At 50.7% G+C, this 15732-nt stretch carries 12 protein-coding genes; 6 read left to right on the forward strand and 6 right to left on the reverse strand.

What is annotated here, in order from left to right; genetic code table 11:
- Positions 1 to 168: 168 nt before the first annotated feature.
- A complete protein-coding gene (purB, locus tag EFA69_RS12845; protein WP_123133533.1) occupies positions 169 to 1521 on the reverse strand; it encodes an adenylosuccinate lyase in 1353 nt (450 codons plus the stop codon).
- Positions 1522 to 1744: 223 nt separating this feature from the next.
- On the opposite strand from purB, the gene EFA69_RS12850 reads away from it, so the two are divergent.
- A complete protein-coding gene (locus tag EFA69_RS12850) occupies positions 1745 to 3745 on the forward strand; it encodes a biosynthetic peptidoglycan transglycosylase (protein WP_123133534.1) in 2001 nt (666 codons plus the stop codon).
- Between the two features lie 269 nt (positions 3746 to 4014).
- Here the strand turns inward: EFA69_RS12850 and EFA69_RS12855 are convergent, their stop codons facing one another.
- The 3 genes from EFA69_RS12855 to hemG all read right to left on the reverse strand — a co-directional run bounded on the left by EFA69_RS12855 (position 4015) and on the right by hemG (position 7269).
- Positions 4015 to 4980, reverse strand: coding sequence for a TerC family protein (locus EFA69_RS12855; RefSeq protein ID WP_123133535.1), 966 nt, complete (start codon positions 4978 to 4980; stop codon positions 4015 to 4017).
- A gap of 192 nt (positions 4981 to 5172) precedes the next feature.
- On the reverse strand, positions 5173 to 5904 hold the full coding sequence (locus EFA69_RS12860) for a polyprenol monophosphomannose synthase (protein WP_123133536.1): 732 nt from the start codon (positions 5902 to 5904) through the stop codon (positions 5173 to 5175).
- Positions 5905 to 5928: 24 nt separating this feature from the next.
- On the reverse strand, positions 5929 to 7269 hold the full coding sequence (hemG, locus tag EFA69_RS12865; RefSeq protein ID WP_123133537.1) for a protoporphyrinogen oxidase: 1341 nt from the start codon (positions 7267 to 7269) through the stop codon (positions 5929 to 5931).
- A 173-nt stretch (positions 7270 to 7442) separates the two neighbouring features.
- On the opposite strand from hemG, the gene EFA69_RS12870 reads away from it, so the two are divergent.
- Positions 7443 to 7937, forward strand: coding sequence for a D-glycero-alpha-D-manno-heptose-1,7-bisphosphate 7-phosphatase (locus EFA69_RS12870; RefSeq protein ID WP_317125632.1), 495 nt, complete (start codon positions 7443 to 7445; stop codon positions 7935 to 7937).
- Positions 7938 to 8345: 408 nt separating this feature from the next.
- On the opposite strand, the gene EFA69_RS12875 is transcribed toward EFA69_RS12870, so the two are convergent.
- Positions 8346 to 9746 (reverse strand): type III PLP-dependent enzyme domain-containing protein, encoded by a 1401-nt coding sequence (locus EFA69_RS12875; protein WP_123133538.1) that lies wholly within the window; start codon positions 9744 to 9746, stop codon positions 8346 to 8348.
- Positions 9747 to 9831: 85 nt separating this feature from the next.
- Here EFA69_RS12875 and EFA69_RS12880 point away from each other — a divergent pair, with 85 nt between their 5' ends.
- The 4 genes from EFA69_RS12880 to EFA69_RS12895 all read left to right on the forward strand — a co-directional run bounded on the left by EFA69_RS12880 (position 9832) and on the right by EFA69_RS12895 (position 14294).
- The gene (locus EFA69_RS12880; protein WP_123133539.1) at positions 9832 to 10812 is read left to right on the forward strand and encodes an arginase; all 981 of its coding nucleotides are present in this window, start codon (positions 9832 to 9834) and stop codon (positions 10810 to 10812) included.
- Positions 10813 to 10817: 5 nt separating this feature from the next.
- Positions 10818 to 12614, forward strand: coding sequence for an arginine--tRNA ligase (gene argS, locus EFA69_RS12885; protein ID WP_123133540.1), 1797 nt, complete (start codon positions 10818 to 10820; stop codon positions 12612 to 12614).
- A 140-nt stretch (positions 12615 to 12754) separates the two neighbouring features.
- On the forward strand, positions 12755 to 13345 hold the full coding sequence (locus EFA69_RS12890) for a glutathione peroxidase (RefSeq protein ID WP_221175740.1): 591 nt from the start codon (positions 12755 to 12757) through the stop codon (positions 13343 to 13345).
- 10 nt (positions 13346 to 13355) lie between these two features.
- Entirely contained in the window at positions 13356 to 14294 is a 939-nt protein-coding gene (locus EFA69_RS12895) for a 1,4-dihydroxy-2-naphthoate polyprenyltransferase (RefSeq protein WP_123133542.1), read from the forward strand.
- An 83-nt stretch (positions 14295 to 14377) separates the two neighbouring features.
- Here the strand turns inward: EFA69_RS12895 and EFA69_RS12900 are convergent, their stop codons facing one another.
- Entirely contained in the window at positions 14378 to 15661 is a 1284-nt protein-coding gene (locus EFA69_RS12900) for a patatin-like phospholipase family protein (RefSeq protein ID WP_123133543.1), read from the reverse strand.
- Positions 15662 to 15732 lie beyond the last annotated feature (71 nt).

Raw genomic sequence — 15732 nt, forward strand, 5'->3', positions numbered from 1 at the left:
ACAGACGCCCACCCCTGGAGACAGCGGTGGGCGTCTCCCGTTTACAGCCAAGGGGGAAGGCAGTACCTCCCTACAACACCCCGCCAGGCAAGACATAGCCCTAACAAAGAAGGGCGGCACAATTAGATGTGCCGCCCTTCTTTGTTAGGACGATTAGTCTTGTGCTCCTCAATAAAGCATGATGCCTGTATAGTTGAAAGGAGTGATGGCTTTCAGCTCTTCTCGAACTTCATCTGTAACGGCTAAGGTCTCAATAAAAGACCTAATGGATTCCTTCGTTATTTTCTCATTAGTTCGGGTTAAGCCTTTAAGTGCTTCATAAGGTGCCGGGTATCCTTCCCGGCGAAGTACAGTTTGAATCGCCTCGGCCACTACTGCCCAGTTATCTTCTAGATCATGCTCTAAGGCAGCAATGTTCAATTGCAGCTTTCCTATTCCTTTCAATAGAGATTTCAAAGCAAGGAGGGAATGGGAAAGCGGTACCCCAATGTTTCGTAAAACAGTAGAATCTGTAAGATCTCTTTGCAATCTGGAGATGGGCAGTTTCTCAGACAGATAAGAGAATATTGCATTTGCCATACCTAAATTTCCTTCGGCATTTTCAAAGTCAATTGGGTTTACCTTATGGGGCATGGCAGACGAGCCTATTTCACCTTCTTTGATCTTTTGTTTGAAGTAACCCATAGAGATGTATTGCCATATATCTCTGGAGAAGTCTGTAAGAATTGTGTTGATGCGCTTTATACTATCAAACAAGGCTGCAAGATGATCATAGTGCTCTATCTGTGTCGTGACCTGACTTCTTTGCAATTGGAGCTTTTCCTTCAAGAATTGATTTCCAAATTCAACCCAATTAATTTCCGGATACGCCACATGATGGGCATTAAAGTTTCCGGTAGCGCCACCGAATTTTCCAGCAAAAGGAATTTGGTTAAGCAATAGCAGTTGCTGGTCCAGACGCTCAACAAAAACCTGTATCTCTTTGCCCAGACGGGTAGGGGAGGCTGGTTGTCCATGGGTATGGGCCAACATAGGAACCTCTTTCCACTCCATAGCTAATGAGCCTAATGCCTCTTTTATTTGAGTGAGCGTAGGCAAATATTGGTTCTGTAGCGCATGCTGTAACGATAGAGGAATAGCCGTGTTATTGATATCCTGAGAGGTAAGCCCAAAGTGAATGAATTCCTTTGAATCCCCTATACCTAATACTTCAAGTTTATCCTTAAGAAAGTATTCTACCGCTTTTACATCATGATTAGTTACTTTCTCCGTTTCCTTTATGGTTTGGGCATCTTCAGCGGAGAAATCTTCATAGATCTTACGCATAGCAGGGAATAAGCTGGCGTCAACCTCTTTCAGCTGAGGGAGAGGTAATTCACATAAGGAGATGAAGTATTCCACTTCTACCAGCACACGGTATTTGATAAGAGCAAATTCAGAGAAATATTCAGCAAATGGTGCCACTTGTGAACGGTAGCGGCCATCGATTGGCGAAATAGCAGTAAGGGCTGATAAATTCATAAGGTCAGATTTTATCCAAAGATATAAAGGAACATGAGAACCTCTAGGCACATTTAGAGAAGCAGCGGCCTAACAAGCTCTTAATACCTTAACTTTGGAGGGGAAGCTGCGTATTTATCCAGTTGCATCACTTGGTGGTTTTAATCTATCAGGGATTACATTAGTTTTGTAAGTTGGAATTTTATAGAATTCCTCAATAGTTTATAAACCTTAAGGAAGCGTTTTGTCTAAGATTAAAGATTTTTTTATCAGGAATAAGAAAAAGTTATGGATAGGCGTAGGAGTATTTGTTGCTCTCCTGTTGGTTTCTTTTGCTCTGTTCCTGCTTAACCGCGAACGTATACTCAAATTTGCGGTAGCCAAAATCATCCAGAAAGTTGAGAACAAGTACCCCGCTAAGCTACATATTGGACAAGCCAAGTTTCTTAACCTCAACACTGTACTTGTTACTGATATCTCACTTTTACCCAATGGTCAGCCTAAACTGCTACAGGTAGATACAGTGGCTGCCACGGTTAGCTTCAGGTCTCTGTTTCTCGGCCGCATGGTCTTTAAGCAATTTGATATGGCCAGTGGTATGATTACCGCTTACATGCAGGACAGTACAGACAATTTCTCCTTTCTGTACCGGAAGAAAGCCACCGGAGAGGCCGTAGATACCACGGCCAAAAACTCTAACTATGGTACCCTGCTGAACAGGCTCATAGAAACGGCTTTTGAGAACGTACCAGACGGAGTTAACTTCAGAAACTTAGGGGTGGTGTTCAAGAATGATGGGCGTACCATCAGCATGCATTTACCAACTATGGTAATAGAAGATGGCGGTATTGATGCCCGAATGACCATCAATACTGATTCTGTGACCAACACCATGTTTGTGCGGGGCGTTATAGATCCAGACAAATACTTGCTCTCTGCCAAAATGTACGGTGATAACGCCTCTGGCAGTATTGAGGTCCCGTACATAAAGCAAAAGTTTGGCGCCACCATGCGCTTTGATACCTTGAGCCTAAGTATTACAGACAAGGTCTTCAAGAATAATCAATTAACCATCAAGGGAGAGTCAAGTGCCTTCGGATTGGTGCTGAACCACCCTAAAATTGCGGATGAGAATGTGACGGTTCAGAATGGCGCTATGAAGTACGTGATCACTTTAGGCGACCATTATTATGCGCTGGAGCCTGAATCTGAAGTACGGATCAACAAAGCTATTTTCTACCCTGAACTCACCTATGAAACCCGTCCTAACCGCAAAATCGGTATCAAGATAGGGTCACCTGATATTCCGGCCAATGATCTGTTTGCGTCTATGCCTCCTGGTTTGTTTGACACTTTCCAAGGTGTGAAAGCGACCGGTACGTTTAAGTACCACATGGATTTCTATGTAGACATGGCTCAGGTAGACAGCCTCAAATTTGAATCGGATCTGGATGCCCAGAACTTACAGATCACTGATTTCGGACCGAATGACCTGCGTAAGCTCAACCAGGAGTTTACCCACACGGTGTATGAGCAGGGGAAAGTGGTGCGTACCTTCAAAGTAGGACCATCTAACCCCAATTTCACTCCCTTCAACCAGATTCCGCATTATCTCAAGTATGCCATCTTAACGGCGGAAGACCCTAGATTCTTCACACACAAAGGCTTCCATGAAGGGGCGTTCCGGCATTCTTTGATCACCAATATCAAAGAGAATTCGTTTGTGCGGGGCGGTAGTACAGTTTCTATGCAGTTGGTGAAAAACGCCTTTTTAACCAGAAAGAAGACCATTACCAGAAAGGTAGAGGAGGCGCTTATTGTGTGGATCATGGAAAACCTACGACTGACGCCTAAAGAGCGGATGTATGAAGTCTACCTGAATATCATAGAATGGGGACCCAATGTGTACGGCATCAAAGAAGCGGCCCGCTTTTATTTCTCAAAGGAACCTAGTCAGCTCACGCTGGAGGAATGCTTGTTCCTGGCCAGCATTGTGCCCAAACCCAAGCAGTACCGCACCTACTTCAATTCATACGGCGAGCTAAGGGCATATCCCAGGTACTTCTTCAAGCTGATTACCGGCAACATGCTGAAACGAGGGTTGATTTCTCCGTCAGAGCACGCCAGCGTTTCACCTTACGTGAATTTGAGCGGCCGGGCCGGGAGCTTCATCATAGCCAAACCAGATACCACCCAAATCATGGATACGCTAGAATTGGCCCCTATTGATTTGCTTGATTTCTAAAAAAGACCACCATCATAAAAACCAGCAGCGCTCCACCCTGAACAGGATGGAGCGCTGCTGGTTTTTATGATGGTGGTTTTGCTTCAATTTAGGAAAAAGAGCCTCTAAACAGATTGTCCAGTCAATGGCTGTCTGTGGCGGATGTAAGTTTTAGCTTCTTGCTCAACTTTGGTTTCTAGTTCCATACGTTACAAAAAGCGTCGGCCGTTTAGGGGCTGTTTTTGGAAAAACAGCCCCTAAACGGCCGACGCTTTTTCAATAGACAATGATTATGCTTGCGTTGAGTCTTCTTCCTGGTTAGGTAGTGGTACGGCCGGAGCGTCTTTTTTAGGGAACAACAGCGACAGGATAACCGATATCGCTAAGATAAACGCCACAACCCCCAAGGCAATGCGCATGTCTAGGTGAATCACGTCTGAGAGCACCAGCTTAAGCCCGATGAATACCAGAATAAGCGACAACCCGTAGTGCAGGTAGTGGAAGAGCTGCATAATGCCCGCCAACGCAAAATAGAGCGCCCGCAAACCCAGCAGGGCGAAAACGTTAGACGTGTACACAATAAACGGATCTTTAGAGATAGCCAGAATAGCCGGGATAGAGTCAGCGGCGAAGACAATGTCTGTGGTTTCCACCATGATCAGGACCAGGAACAACGGCGTGGCGAAGATGGTCTTGTCAATCTTCACAAAGAACTTGTCGCCATAGTGCCGGTTGGTCACGGGCATGTAGCGGCTCACGAACTTCACCACGGGGTTAGCCTCGGGGTCAATGTCATCATCGCCGGAGGAGAAGGCCATTTTAATACCCGTGAAGACCAGGAAACCGCCCAGGATGTAGATAATGAAGTGGAACTTAGCAATAAGCGTCACGCCCACCAGAATGAAGACTGCCCTAAAGAACAAGGCCCCCAGCACTCCCCAGAACAAGATCTTGTGCTGCACCGAGGAAGGCACCTTGAAGAAATTGAAGATAAGGATGAAGACAAACAGGTTGTCTACGCTCAGAGACTTCTCAATCAGATAAGCCGTCAGGAATTCCAGCGCTGGAGTGCTGCCTCGCCAGTAATAGATGCCCACGTTGAAGGCTAAGGATAAAGCAATCCAGAAGGCACTCCAAAGCAGCGCCTCTTTAATCTTGACCACGTGGCTTTTGCGGTGGAAGACAAAGAGGTCCAAGGCCAGCAGGATTAGGACGAAGGCGTTGAAGCCTATCCAGAATATGATGTCTGTTTTCAAAGCTGTAGGTGAATAGTGATGACAGAAAAGCTACTCTGTTAATAGGGCAAATTACCGCAGGCAGAGTACGCTCCTCCAGGATTAAAAGGGAAAGATACACAGGAACGGCGGCAAAACCATGAAAAAAGGCGCCGCTGCAAATCCGTTTAGCGGCTATTTTTCTGAAATAGGCCCCAAAACAGAACCAGGTTTTTATCTGTTGAACCGCCGGAAAAAGCTGGAGACCTTCATCTGGATGACTCCCAGAAAAGCTTCCCTAATAATGCCTTTGCTCATTTTAGACTGGCCTCTGGTTCTATCTGTGAAGATGATGGGTACTTCCTTGATCCTAAACCCGAACTTATAGGTCAGAAACTTCATCTCAATCTGGAAGGCATACCCAATAAAACGAATCTGGTCAAGGTTGATGGTTTCCAGTACCTGACGCGAGTAGCATTTAAAACCGGCGGTGGCGTCATGAATGGGCATGCCAGTAATGAGGCGCACATAGCGGCTGGCAAAATAGGAGAGGAGCACCCGGCTCATAGGCCAATTAACTACATTCACGCCGCTGCTGTAACGGCTGCCAATGGCCAGGTCATACCCATCCACCGCGCAGGCGTCATGGAGCTTTATAAGATCATCTGGGTTGTGGGAGAAATCAGCGTCCATCTCAAAGATGTACCGGTAGCCAGCGCGCAAGGCGTATTTAAACCCGTGGATGTAGGCGGTACCCAGCCCCAATTTGCCTTTGCGCTGCTCCAGGAAGAGCCGGTCAGGGAACTCAGCCTGCAGACGCATCACCGCTTGGGCTGTGCCGTCTGGCGAGTTATCATCTATGATGAGCAAGTGGAAAGGGTGTGGCAATGAGAAAACTTTCCGGATTATGGCTTCTATGTTCTCTATTTCATTGTAGGTCGGGATGACCACCACAGACTCTTTCATCCCCCAAATATAGGCGAAACGGCTTTATTGGAGGGAAGCCCGCTGGGAATATATTTTTTGGGCCAGCTGCTTGGCGTACCGTACACAGTCAGGCACCGCGGGGCCAGAGATCCAATTGGCGCAGGCGTACAGTTGCTCCTGCTCCATGAGCTGGGCCAGTTGGTGTACGTCTGTAATGAACATGTCTGCCTGGGGTAGCGCCTGCGGCCAATGGTGTAAATGCTGAAATACTGGGAGATTGGCAGAGATAGCGTAGTTCTCCTTGAGTTCTTCATGCACGCGCAGCAGAACTTCGGCCTCCGGCAGACAGGCGTTTTCGGCGGCCGCGCCACCTCCCACAAAAGAAGTGAACAGCACCTCATCATCTGGGCATATACGCGGAAATGAGGAACTGCTCCAGAAGGTGCCCATGCTGAACGGTTGCTCTTTCTGCGGATGCAGGGCCCCTAAACCATCCAGGGGAAATCCTACGGAGTGCTTCCTATAAGCAGTTTGCACCACCGCCATGGGCACGTAATTCACGTTGTGCAGAGCCGCCGCCAGGCCGGGAGTGGTAAAATCCAGGAGTTCTGCGGCGGCGTGCGCGGGCAGGGCAATGACCACGGCGTCAAATTCCTCATCGGCTAAGCCTTCAACATCATGTTCAATGCTCAAAAGGTATTTGCCTTTGGCCCGATGGATCATCTCCACTTTGTGGTCTACGTGCAGCGAGATCAGTTTAGAGGCAATGGCGTTGGGCAATGTCTGTAACCCCTGGAGCAGGGAGAAAACAGGCTTTTGGGGTAGTTCCTGCTCTAAATCCAAACCTCTCAGCACCGATCCGTGGGCTCTTTCCAGCTCCTTCAGATGGGGAAAGGTTTTCTCCAGCAACAGCTTCTCCGGGTCACCGGCAAAATGGCCTGCCACCAGAGGGTCTACCAGGTAATCTACCACCTCCTGCCCAAAACGCCGCCGAAAAAAGTTGCTCACTGTTTCCTCGGGGACTTCCTGCGCCGGAATGTTGGCCTCCTGCGTAATCTGGAGTTTGGTGCGCCAATGGAAGAACGAGTCTAAGATTAACTTGCGCGGCGAGGCGGGAAGCCGATGATAGCTGCCGTCTTTTTTGATGTAGCGGTCCTGGGTTTTAGTGGCGGGCCTGATGATTTCGTCTTCCAGCTTGAGTTCCTGTAACAGTTCCTGCAGTTCCTCATTCATGTGCAGGGAATGTGGACCCAGTTCCAGCTGGTAAGCCCCTTTTTTGGCGCTTTTGATGAGGCCCCCCACCTCGGGCTCACTTTCAAAAAGGTCATAGCGTACCCCTAGCTTCTGGAGATAGTAAGCCAATGCCAATCCGGATATTCCTGCTCCAATAATAGCGACGCGCATGGGGGACAATTTGTGTGCTGCCCCTTCGTACGCAAGAGCGGCCCCCGCGTTATACACGCATACCAGAGAAAATAGTCCAAAATTACGTTAAGGGCAAGAAATGCCGCTTAGGAATGGCTATTTTTGGGCCAATGGAAAAACAGAACCAGCCGTTAAAAAGGAAAGCCGTTTTTTTGGACCGAGATGGGGTCCTCAATGTGGAGCGCGGAGACTATACTTGGCGCCCCAGTGATTTTGAGGTAGAGGTCGGCGTGCCCGAGGCTTTGTCTCTCCTGAAGCAGAACGGGTACCTACTCATTGTCATTACCAACCAGGCCGGCATTGCCAAAGGTTTATACACCAAAGCCGATGTACTGGCCTGCCACGGCAAACTACAGCAAACCTGTGACAACGCCATAGACGCCATTTACATGGCCCCAGGGCATCCGTCTGTGTCTGAGTCTCTCTCTCGCAAGCCCAACAGTTTAATGCTGGAGCGGGCCATGGCCAAATACCGGTTAGACCCAAGCCAGTGCTGGTTCATTGGAGACCAACTGCGTGATGTGCAGGCGGCCCAGAAATGCAACATTCCCGCCGTGCTGGTGGGGCCATACCCGGTGGGCACGCACACGTATCAGCAGAAGAACCTGTTAGCCGCCGCCCAATGGCTCTTGGTACAGCAGAAGTAAGGACGGGAGGGCAAATCCATCTCCATTTAAAGCCGAAGTGCGTTTAGGGGCTCTTTTTCCAAAAACAGCCCCTAAACGCACTTCGGCTTTCCCTCTAAAATAGAAAGCCCCGGAAGAAGACTTCCGGGGCTTCAGATATATGCTATGGCAGAAGAACGTTATCCGTTCACTCTGTTGGTGGCAGGAGCCTTGGCAACGGCTTTCACCATCACTTTTTGCTCCACCGAGCGGTCAGATTTTTGAGAGTAGGCAGGGCAAGTAGATGATTTGCAAGATGCAAAGCCTAACACACAGATTGAAGCGAATAAGAAAAGGTTCTTCATATAGTTATTGTCCAACATTTGAGGTATTCTACTTCAAATCTACGATTTTAGTTTAGGATTGTGAGAGATTTGAAAGAAAAAAATCTCAATCCTTATAACCAAGTATTTGCAGCATAGAATCTACGTTCTGCTCCTCGGCAAAAACCCATGATTTCAGGCTTCCGTCTTCGGCACGGTCAATAATCACGTGCTTAGGTGCCGGAATAAGACAATGTTTGATGCCGCCGTAACCGCTCAGACTTTCCTGGTAGGCGCCCGTGTGGAAGAAGCCAATGTACTGGGGCTCTGGCTGCTCTTTCTGGATCTTGGGCAAGAACACCTGGAAGGAGTGCATCTCAGAGTTATAGTAGTCCTGGCTGTCGCAGGTGAGGCCACCAATGTTCAGGCGCTGGTAATCTTTGTCCCAGTTGTTGAGGGCCAGCAGGATGTAGCGCTGGTTCAGGGCCCAGGTGTCTGGCAGGTTGGTAATGAAAGAACCGTCAATCATGTACCAAAGCTCCTTGTCGTTCTGTAGCTTAGTATCCAGAATGGAGTAGATGTGCGCCCCGCTTTCGCCCACGGTGTAAATCCCGAACTCGGTGAAGATGTTGGGTTCCGCCACGCCTTCCTGCTTGCAGATACGCTGGATGGTACGCAGGATCTCCTCAATCATGTACCGGTAGTTGTAATCGAACTGGATAGACGTCTTGATGGGGAAACCGCCGCCAATGTCAATGGTGTCCAGTTCTGGGCACAGCTTCTTCATCTCACAGTACTTGTGCACAAAGCGGCTCAGCTCAGACCAGTAGTAAGACGTGTCTTTGATGCCCGTGTTGATGAAGTAGTGGAGCATCTTCAGCTTGAACTTGGGGTTGTTCTTGATCTTGCTCTCATACAGGCCCACCACGTCGTTGTAATTGATGCCCAGGCGCGAGGTGTAGAACTGGAACTTGGGCTCCTCGTCAGAGGCCAATCTGATGCCCAGTTGGCATTCGCCCTCCACAAACTGCTCGTAATGGTCAATCTCGCCCAAATGATCCAGCACCGGCGTCACGTTCTTGAAGCCGTCATTGATCATGGCTGTGATGTGGTTGCGGTACAGCTCGCGCTTAAAGCCGTTGCAGACCACAAACACGTCTTTATCTACCTTGCCTTTCTCATACAGCGCCCTGATGATGGGCATGTCATACGAAGACGAGGTTTCAATATGGATATCGTTTTTGAGCGCCTCCTGTAGCACAAAAGAGAAGTGGCTGGACTTGGTGCAGTAGCAGTAAGTGTACGTTCCCTGGTAATTCAGCTTCTCCATAGACTCCTTGAACAGGATTTTTGCCTTCTGGATTTGGGAGCTGATTTTAGGCAGATAGGTGAGGCGGAGCGGCGTGCCGTACTGCTTCACCAGATCCATCATAGGAATTCCGTTGAAAGAGAGTTCGTTATTGTGTACCGTGAATTCCTCTGTAGGAAAATCAAAGGTTTGGTGAATTAAGTCGGTGTATTTATCCATTAGAATGTTAAGGCTTACCCAATGCGGATAACGTGCGAAATTGCTTGTATTTTACCATCTTTGCAAAAACTAGGTTCTGTTTCGCATGAAAAAAATCAGACTCATAGAAGTAAAATCTGAACTGGGGGCGGGCACGCGCGGAGCTAGTTTGGGCGTTGATGCCCTCAAGATCGCCTGCCTCAACAAAGGGTCAGATTATTTCAAGAGATTCAACGCCGTGGAGGTGCCCAACTTCAATGAGGTCATGTTTGAGAAGAACCTGTTTCCGCATGCCAAGTACATTGACAGCATTCTGCAGACGTATAAACGCATCAGCAACACTGTAGAACAAACATTGGAGCTGGGAATGTTCCCGTTGGTGCTGGCCGGTGACCACTCTAACGCCGGCGGAACCATTGCCGGTCTTAAAGCCGCCTATCCAGACAAGACGCTGGGGGTGATCTGGGTAGACGCCCACGCCGACATCCATTCGCCCTACACCACCCCGTCTGGCAACATGCACGGCATGCCGCTGGCCGCCTCCCTCTCTGAAGATAACCTAGACTGCAAGGTCAATGAGCCAGACGCCCAGACCCTCTTCTTTTGGGAAGCGCTCAAGAAAGTGGGCACGGAGCAGCCTAAGATCAGGCATGAGCACATTGTCTACATTGTGACCCGCAGCTATGAGAAGCCCGAGGTGTACTTGTTTGACAAGCACAACATCAAGAACTTCACCTACCCAGAGGTAATGGCCAAAGGCACTGAGCAAGTAGCCCAGGAAGCCCTGCGCCGCCTCCAAGACTGTGACATGATCTACGTTTCCTTTGACGTGGACAGCCTGGACTCCAAATTCTCCAAAGGAACCGGCACTCCGGTAGAGGTAGGATTAAACGTGGCCCAGGCCAAGGATCTGTGCCACCACCTGGTAAGCCACCCCAAGGTGGTGTGCTTTGAGATGGTGGAGATCAACCCCACGCTGGATGCCGAGAATACCATGGCGCAAAACGCCTTTGAAATATTAGAATACACCACTGACGCGATTCAGAACCGTCTGGCCCAAGAGGGGCAGACCACGCCTACTGCTTAATACAGATGAAACAACTTGAGAACCAGATTGCCCAGGCGCTGAGCCAGGCCTTGCAAAATACTTTTCAGCATGCGCTCCCCGCAGAGCAAATCAACCTGCAGCCTACCCGCAAGGAGTTTGCCGGTACGTTTACCTTTGTCACTTTCCCGCTCACCAAAGCCCTGGGCAAAGGCCCGGAGCAGATAGGGCAGGCGCTGGGCGAAACCTTGACCCAGAACGCGCCGCAGGTGGCGGGCTATAACGTAGTCAAAGGTTTCCTCAACATTGAGATCAAAGACAGCGTGTGGCTGCAGCAGTTCGCGGAGCAGGTGAGCGGTTTTGAGGCAAATTCTGAAAAAACGGCTCCTAAACGCAAAGTGGTGGTAGAGTACTCTTCACCTAACACCAACAAGCCGCTGCACCTGGGCCACCTGCGCAACAACTTCCTGGGCTACTCCGTGGCCGAGATCCTGAAGGCCGCCGGATATGACGTAATCAAAGCCAACCTGGTGAACGACCGTGGTATCCACATCTGCAAGTCCATGATCGCCTATGAGAAGTTCGGGCAGGGCGAGACGCCGCAGAGCTCCGGCATTAAAGGCGACCACCTGGTGGGGAAATACTACGTGGAGTTCGACAAAGCCTATAAAAAAGAGATAGACGAACTGGTGGCGCAAGGCATGGACAAGGAGCAGGCCAAAAAGCAGGCTCCGCTCATGCTGGAAACCCAGAAAATGCTCCAGAAATGGGAACAGCATGACCCCGCTACCATTGCCTTGTGGGAAAAGATGAACGGCTGGGTGTACGAGGGCTTCAACGCCACCTATAAAAACATAGGCGTAGACTTTGACAAGTTCTACTATGAGTCTGGGACGTATCTGCTGGGCAAAGACCGCGTGGAGGAAGGCCTGGAGAAAGGCGTGTTCTTCAAAAAGCCCGATGGCTCGGTGTGGATTGACCTCACGGAGGAAGGCCTGGACGAGAAACTGGTGCTCCGTGCCGACGGCACTTCTGTCTACATCACGCAGGACCTCGGCACCGCCGAACTCAAATACCAGGATTTCCACTATGACCAGTCTGTGTACGTGGTGGCCGATGAGCAGAATTACCATTTCCAGGTGCTTAAGGCCATCCTGAAGAAACTACAGAAACCTTACGCCGACGGCATTTTCCACTTGTCTTACGGCATGGTAGACCTGCCCAGCGGCAAGATGAAGTCCCGGGAGGGAACCGTAGTGGACGCCGATGAACTGGTGCAGGAGATGATTGACACCGCCCGCCAGAAAACCGATGAACTGGGCAAGATTGACGGTTTTACGGCCGAGGAAGCGCAGCAACTCTACCACACGCTGGCCATGGGTGCGCTCAAGTACTTCCTGCTCAAGGTAGACCCTAAAAAGCGGATGCTCTTCAACCCAGAGGAGTCCATCGATTTCAAGGGAAATACCGGTCCGTTCATCCAGTACACGCACGCGCGCATTGCCGCCATCCAGCGTAAGGCGAATGAGTTGGGCATCAGTTCAGACAGCGTCTCTTTCACCGGCATGGAACTGCTGCACGAAACCGAGCGCGAAGCCCTGATTCTGTTGAACTACGCAGATTCTATCATTGACGAGGCCGCCCGTAACCATGCGCCGTCCATTATTGCGCAATACGCCTTTGACGTGGCCAAAGCCTACAACCGTTTCTATACCGAGGTGCCTATTTTCCAAGAGGCCAACGCGCAGGTGTTGAGCTTTAGAATTGCCTTGTCTGCCCAGGTGGCCAAAACCCTGAAGCGCATGATGGGGCTGTTGGGTATTGCCGTGCCGGAAAGAATGTAAAGACTTGCTTTCTGTTTCGGGGCTGTTTTTCCAAAAACGGCCCCGAAACAGAAAATCAGGCGCAGATGCGGCGGCTGTGTATATTTGAACAGAACAAAAACCTATAAAAGCGGTTAAGGAAACTATACCTATCTCACATTATGCAACAGTTTGTCAGTCTTATCTCGCTTACTTTACTGATGGCCTGCTCCACCACGCCGCCGGCCACTACACAACCGTCTACTTCAACGTCTACCACTATGAATGAAGCCACCACCTCTTCCATCTATGACATTCCGTTGTACACCATTGACGGAAAGCCCACCAGCCTGCAGCCCTACAAAGGCAAAAAGGTGCTTATTGTGAACGTGGCCTCTGAGTGCGGCTACACCCCCCAGTACGCCGACCTGGAGAAACTCCACAAACTGCACGGCGACAAAGTGGTGGTGCTGGGTTTCCCGGCTAATGACTTTGGCGGGCAGGAAAAAGGCTCCAACGAGGAAATTGCGCAGTTTTGCCAGAAGAACTTCGGGGTAACGTTCCCTATGTTCCAGAAGGCGTCTGTGGTAGGGGCAGAGCAGCAGCCGCTCTACAAATGGCTCACCAGCAAAGACGCCAACGGCAGCAACGCCTCGGCACCCACCTGGAATTTCTGCAAGTACCTCATCAGTGAAGACGGCAAAGTCCTCAAGTTTTACCCGTCCAAAGTTTCTCCTTTAAGCGAGGAGTTGCTGCGCGACATCAATAGCTAATCAGTTTTAAGTGAATTCAGGAAAAACGGCCCCTAAACGGCCAACGGCGGGAACGTGGGTCTCAGCTTTCAGGCTGCGCACGTTGCCGCTTTCTTTGTCTTGTATAGGAACCGGTGGTTTTCTGGCCGCCGCCGATCATCTCTCCCGGTGGCCGGTGCTGCTGCTTTGCGTGCTCACCACCTTGTTCCTCCAGATTCTGTCTAACCTGGCCAACGACTACGGCGACAGCAAACACGGCGCCGACAGCAAAGACCGCGAAGGGCCGCAGCGCGCGGTGCAGGCCGGGCAGATTTCGCCCACGCAAATGCGGGCGGCCATCATTGTCTTCAGTCTGCTCTCGCTGGTGTCTGGGGTGGGGCTGCTGTGGGTGGCGCTAGGTACTTCGGGCCTGTATCTGTTCCTGTTCTTCCTGGTGCTGGGCATAGGGGCTATCTGGGCGGCTATTGGCTATACCAACGGCGGCAAACCCTACGGCTACGCCGGATTGGGCGACATTTCGGTGTTTTTCTTCTTTGGGTGGGTTGGCGTGCTGGGGACCTATTTCCTGCAAACCGGCCGAATTTTCTCTGAATTACTGCTGCCGGCCTCCAGCCTGGGCTTTTTCTCCGCCGCGGTGCTCAACGTGAACAACATCAGGGACATGAAATCAGATGAACTGGCCGGCAAGCGCTCGGTGCCGGTCCGGTTGGGGGCGTTGCGGGCACGCAAGTACCATTGGTTTCTGCTGTACTCCGGGCTTCTCTGCGCCGCCGCCTTTGTGGTGCTGCGCGAAAACGCCACGCTCTGGCCCTGGCTTTTCCTGGGCTCAGTGCCGTTGCTCATGTACAACGGTAGGGAGGTGCAGCGCCGCCAGACCGCAACCCAGCTAGACCCGCTCCTGAAGCAGATGTCCCTCTCCACGCTGTGCTTTGTAGTGCTGCTGGGCATTGGGCTGCTACTGGACCGGTAGAAGTACACGCAGAAAATAGAAAGCCGTTTAGGGGCCGTTTTTTAGAAAACAGCCCCTAAACGGCTTTCATGTTTCAAGTATTTTCAGTTGGGGGTAGGGGCTAAGGGAAAGGAAGGCAGCGCCGAGGTGGCTCCTTTCCCCCTGATTTGTTTATACTTCTTCCAGTTGAAGGTCCGCAGGAAATCGGCGGCTCCCTGCACGCCAATCTCAAAGAGTTTCACCTTATCTGCGGTGCTCATGTTAAAGTCCAGCCAGTTGAGTTCATCGGTGGGCAGGCACTGCACCAGGTGCTTGTAGTCTGGGTTGCGCAGAATGAAATCAAAGTCATGCACCTGGCGGGCGGCGTCAAAAATAGCCACCACTAAATCAGTGATCTTGTGCACCGTTCTGGGCGACTGCCGGTCTACGCCCAGTTTCACCCCAAAGGTGGGGGCTGCCGGAATTTTGCCGTGTTCATGGAAGAGATCAATGGGGAAGTTAGACATGATGCCTCCGTCCACAAAAACTACCTCGTCCGGTACATTGCCGGTATAGCCCACTTGCCGCCAGCGGGCAAAGGCCTCGTCATCATAGGGGAGATTCTTTACCTTGTACGGGTGGAAAAACAGCGGGATGGACATAGAGGCCCGCACAAAGTCGGCGGGGTTAATTTCCTCCGGATTGGCCCAGTACATGTTGGCCATCTCCGGGAAAACCACCTTGGTTTGCGTGGTCACATCGGCAGCGATCAAGGCCAGGAACTCTGCCTTCCGGAAGTCATACAGGCGGTCTGTGTTGCGGAGCAGTAAGTTGCCCAAGCCTTCTTTGCGGCGCTCCCGCAGCTGGGCCAGAGTCTCAATCTTCTTCTTGGCCAGCAAGCTTTTTACCCACTGGTGAAACGCGTGGCCGGGATTAAGACCTAAATCTTCCCGGAAATTGTCCAGTACCTGCGTGGTTTTGAAAAGCTGGGTGTACCATTTTTTCTTGTGCAGGAGGGCATCCACAAAATCTTTGGCGTCAGCGTCGCCGTCCACAAATTGGTAGAAGTCCTGGCTGGACAGTTCCTCCAGCAGCCATTGGCTGGTTTTCTCGTTGCGTTTTCCGGCTGCCGCCATGAGCAGCGCGTTGATGGAGCCCGCCGAGGTACCGCCCAACTGTAGAAACCGGATACCCATTTCTTCCAGCGCATACACGTAACCCACCAACGCAATGCCCAGCATGCCGCCGCCCTCCATGACCAGGTCCACGTATTGGTGCCCTTCGGGGTCAATCACATCAGAGAATTCCTTGCCTTTGAGATCGGCTTTAAGCTGGGCCAGAATCGCCTTTACCCGGCCGTTGTTGCTGGTGAATTCCCGCATCTGCGGTGTGGTTCTGTTTACTGCCATGATCTGATTTTTGAGAAGGTTTACCGTTGGGGAGAGGAAGCACTTTCATTCTTTCAGGCGTTGCATTCGCC

Source organism: Rufibacter immobilis (genome assembly GCF_003721565.1).
Taxonomy (GTDB): domain Bacteria; phylum Bacteroidota; class Bacteroidia; order Cytophagales; family Hymenobacteraceae; genus Nibribacter; species Nibribacter immobilis.

Coding starts and splice junctions, on each gene's coding strand:
- purB (WP_123133533.1), bottom strand. CDS start 1,521: ATGAATTTATCAGCCCTTACTGCTATTTCGCCAATCGATGGCCGCTAC.
- EFA69_RS12860 (WP_123133536.1), bottom strand. CDS start 5,904: ATGAAAGAGTCTGTGGTGGTCATCCCGACCTACAATGAAATAGAGAAC.
- hemG (WP_123133537.1), bottom strand. CDS start 7,269: ATGCGCGTCGCTATTATTGGAGCAGGAATATCCGGATTGGCATTGGCT.
- EFA69_RS12875 (WP_123133538.1), bottom strand. CDS start 9,746: ATGGATAAATACACCGACTTAATTCACCAAACCTTTGATTTTCCTACA.
- EFA69_RS12880 (WP_123133539.1), top strand. CDS start 9,832: ATGAAAAAAATCAGACTCATAGAAGTAAAATCTGAACTGGGGGCGGGC.
- argS (WP_123133540.1), top strand. CDS start 10,818: ATGAAACAACTTGAGAACCAGATTGCCCAGGCGCTGAGCCAGGCCTTG.
- EFA69_RS12890 (WP_221175740.1), top strand. CDS start 12,755: ATGCAACAGTTTGTCAGTCTTATCTCGCTTACTTTACTGATGGCCTGC.
- EFA69_RS12900 (WP_123133543.1), bottom strand. CDS start 15,661: ATGGCAGTAAACAGAACCACACCGCAGATGCGGGAATTCACCAGCAAC.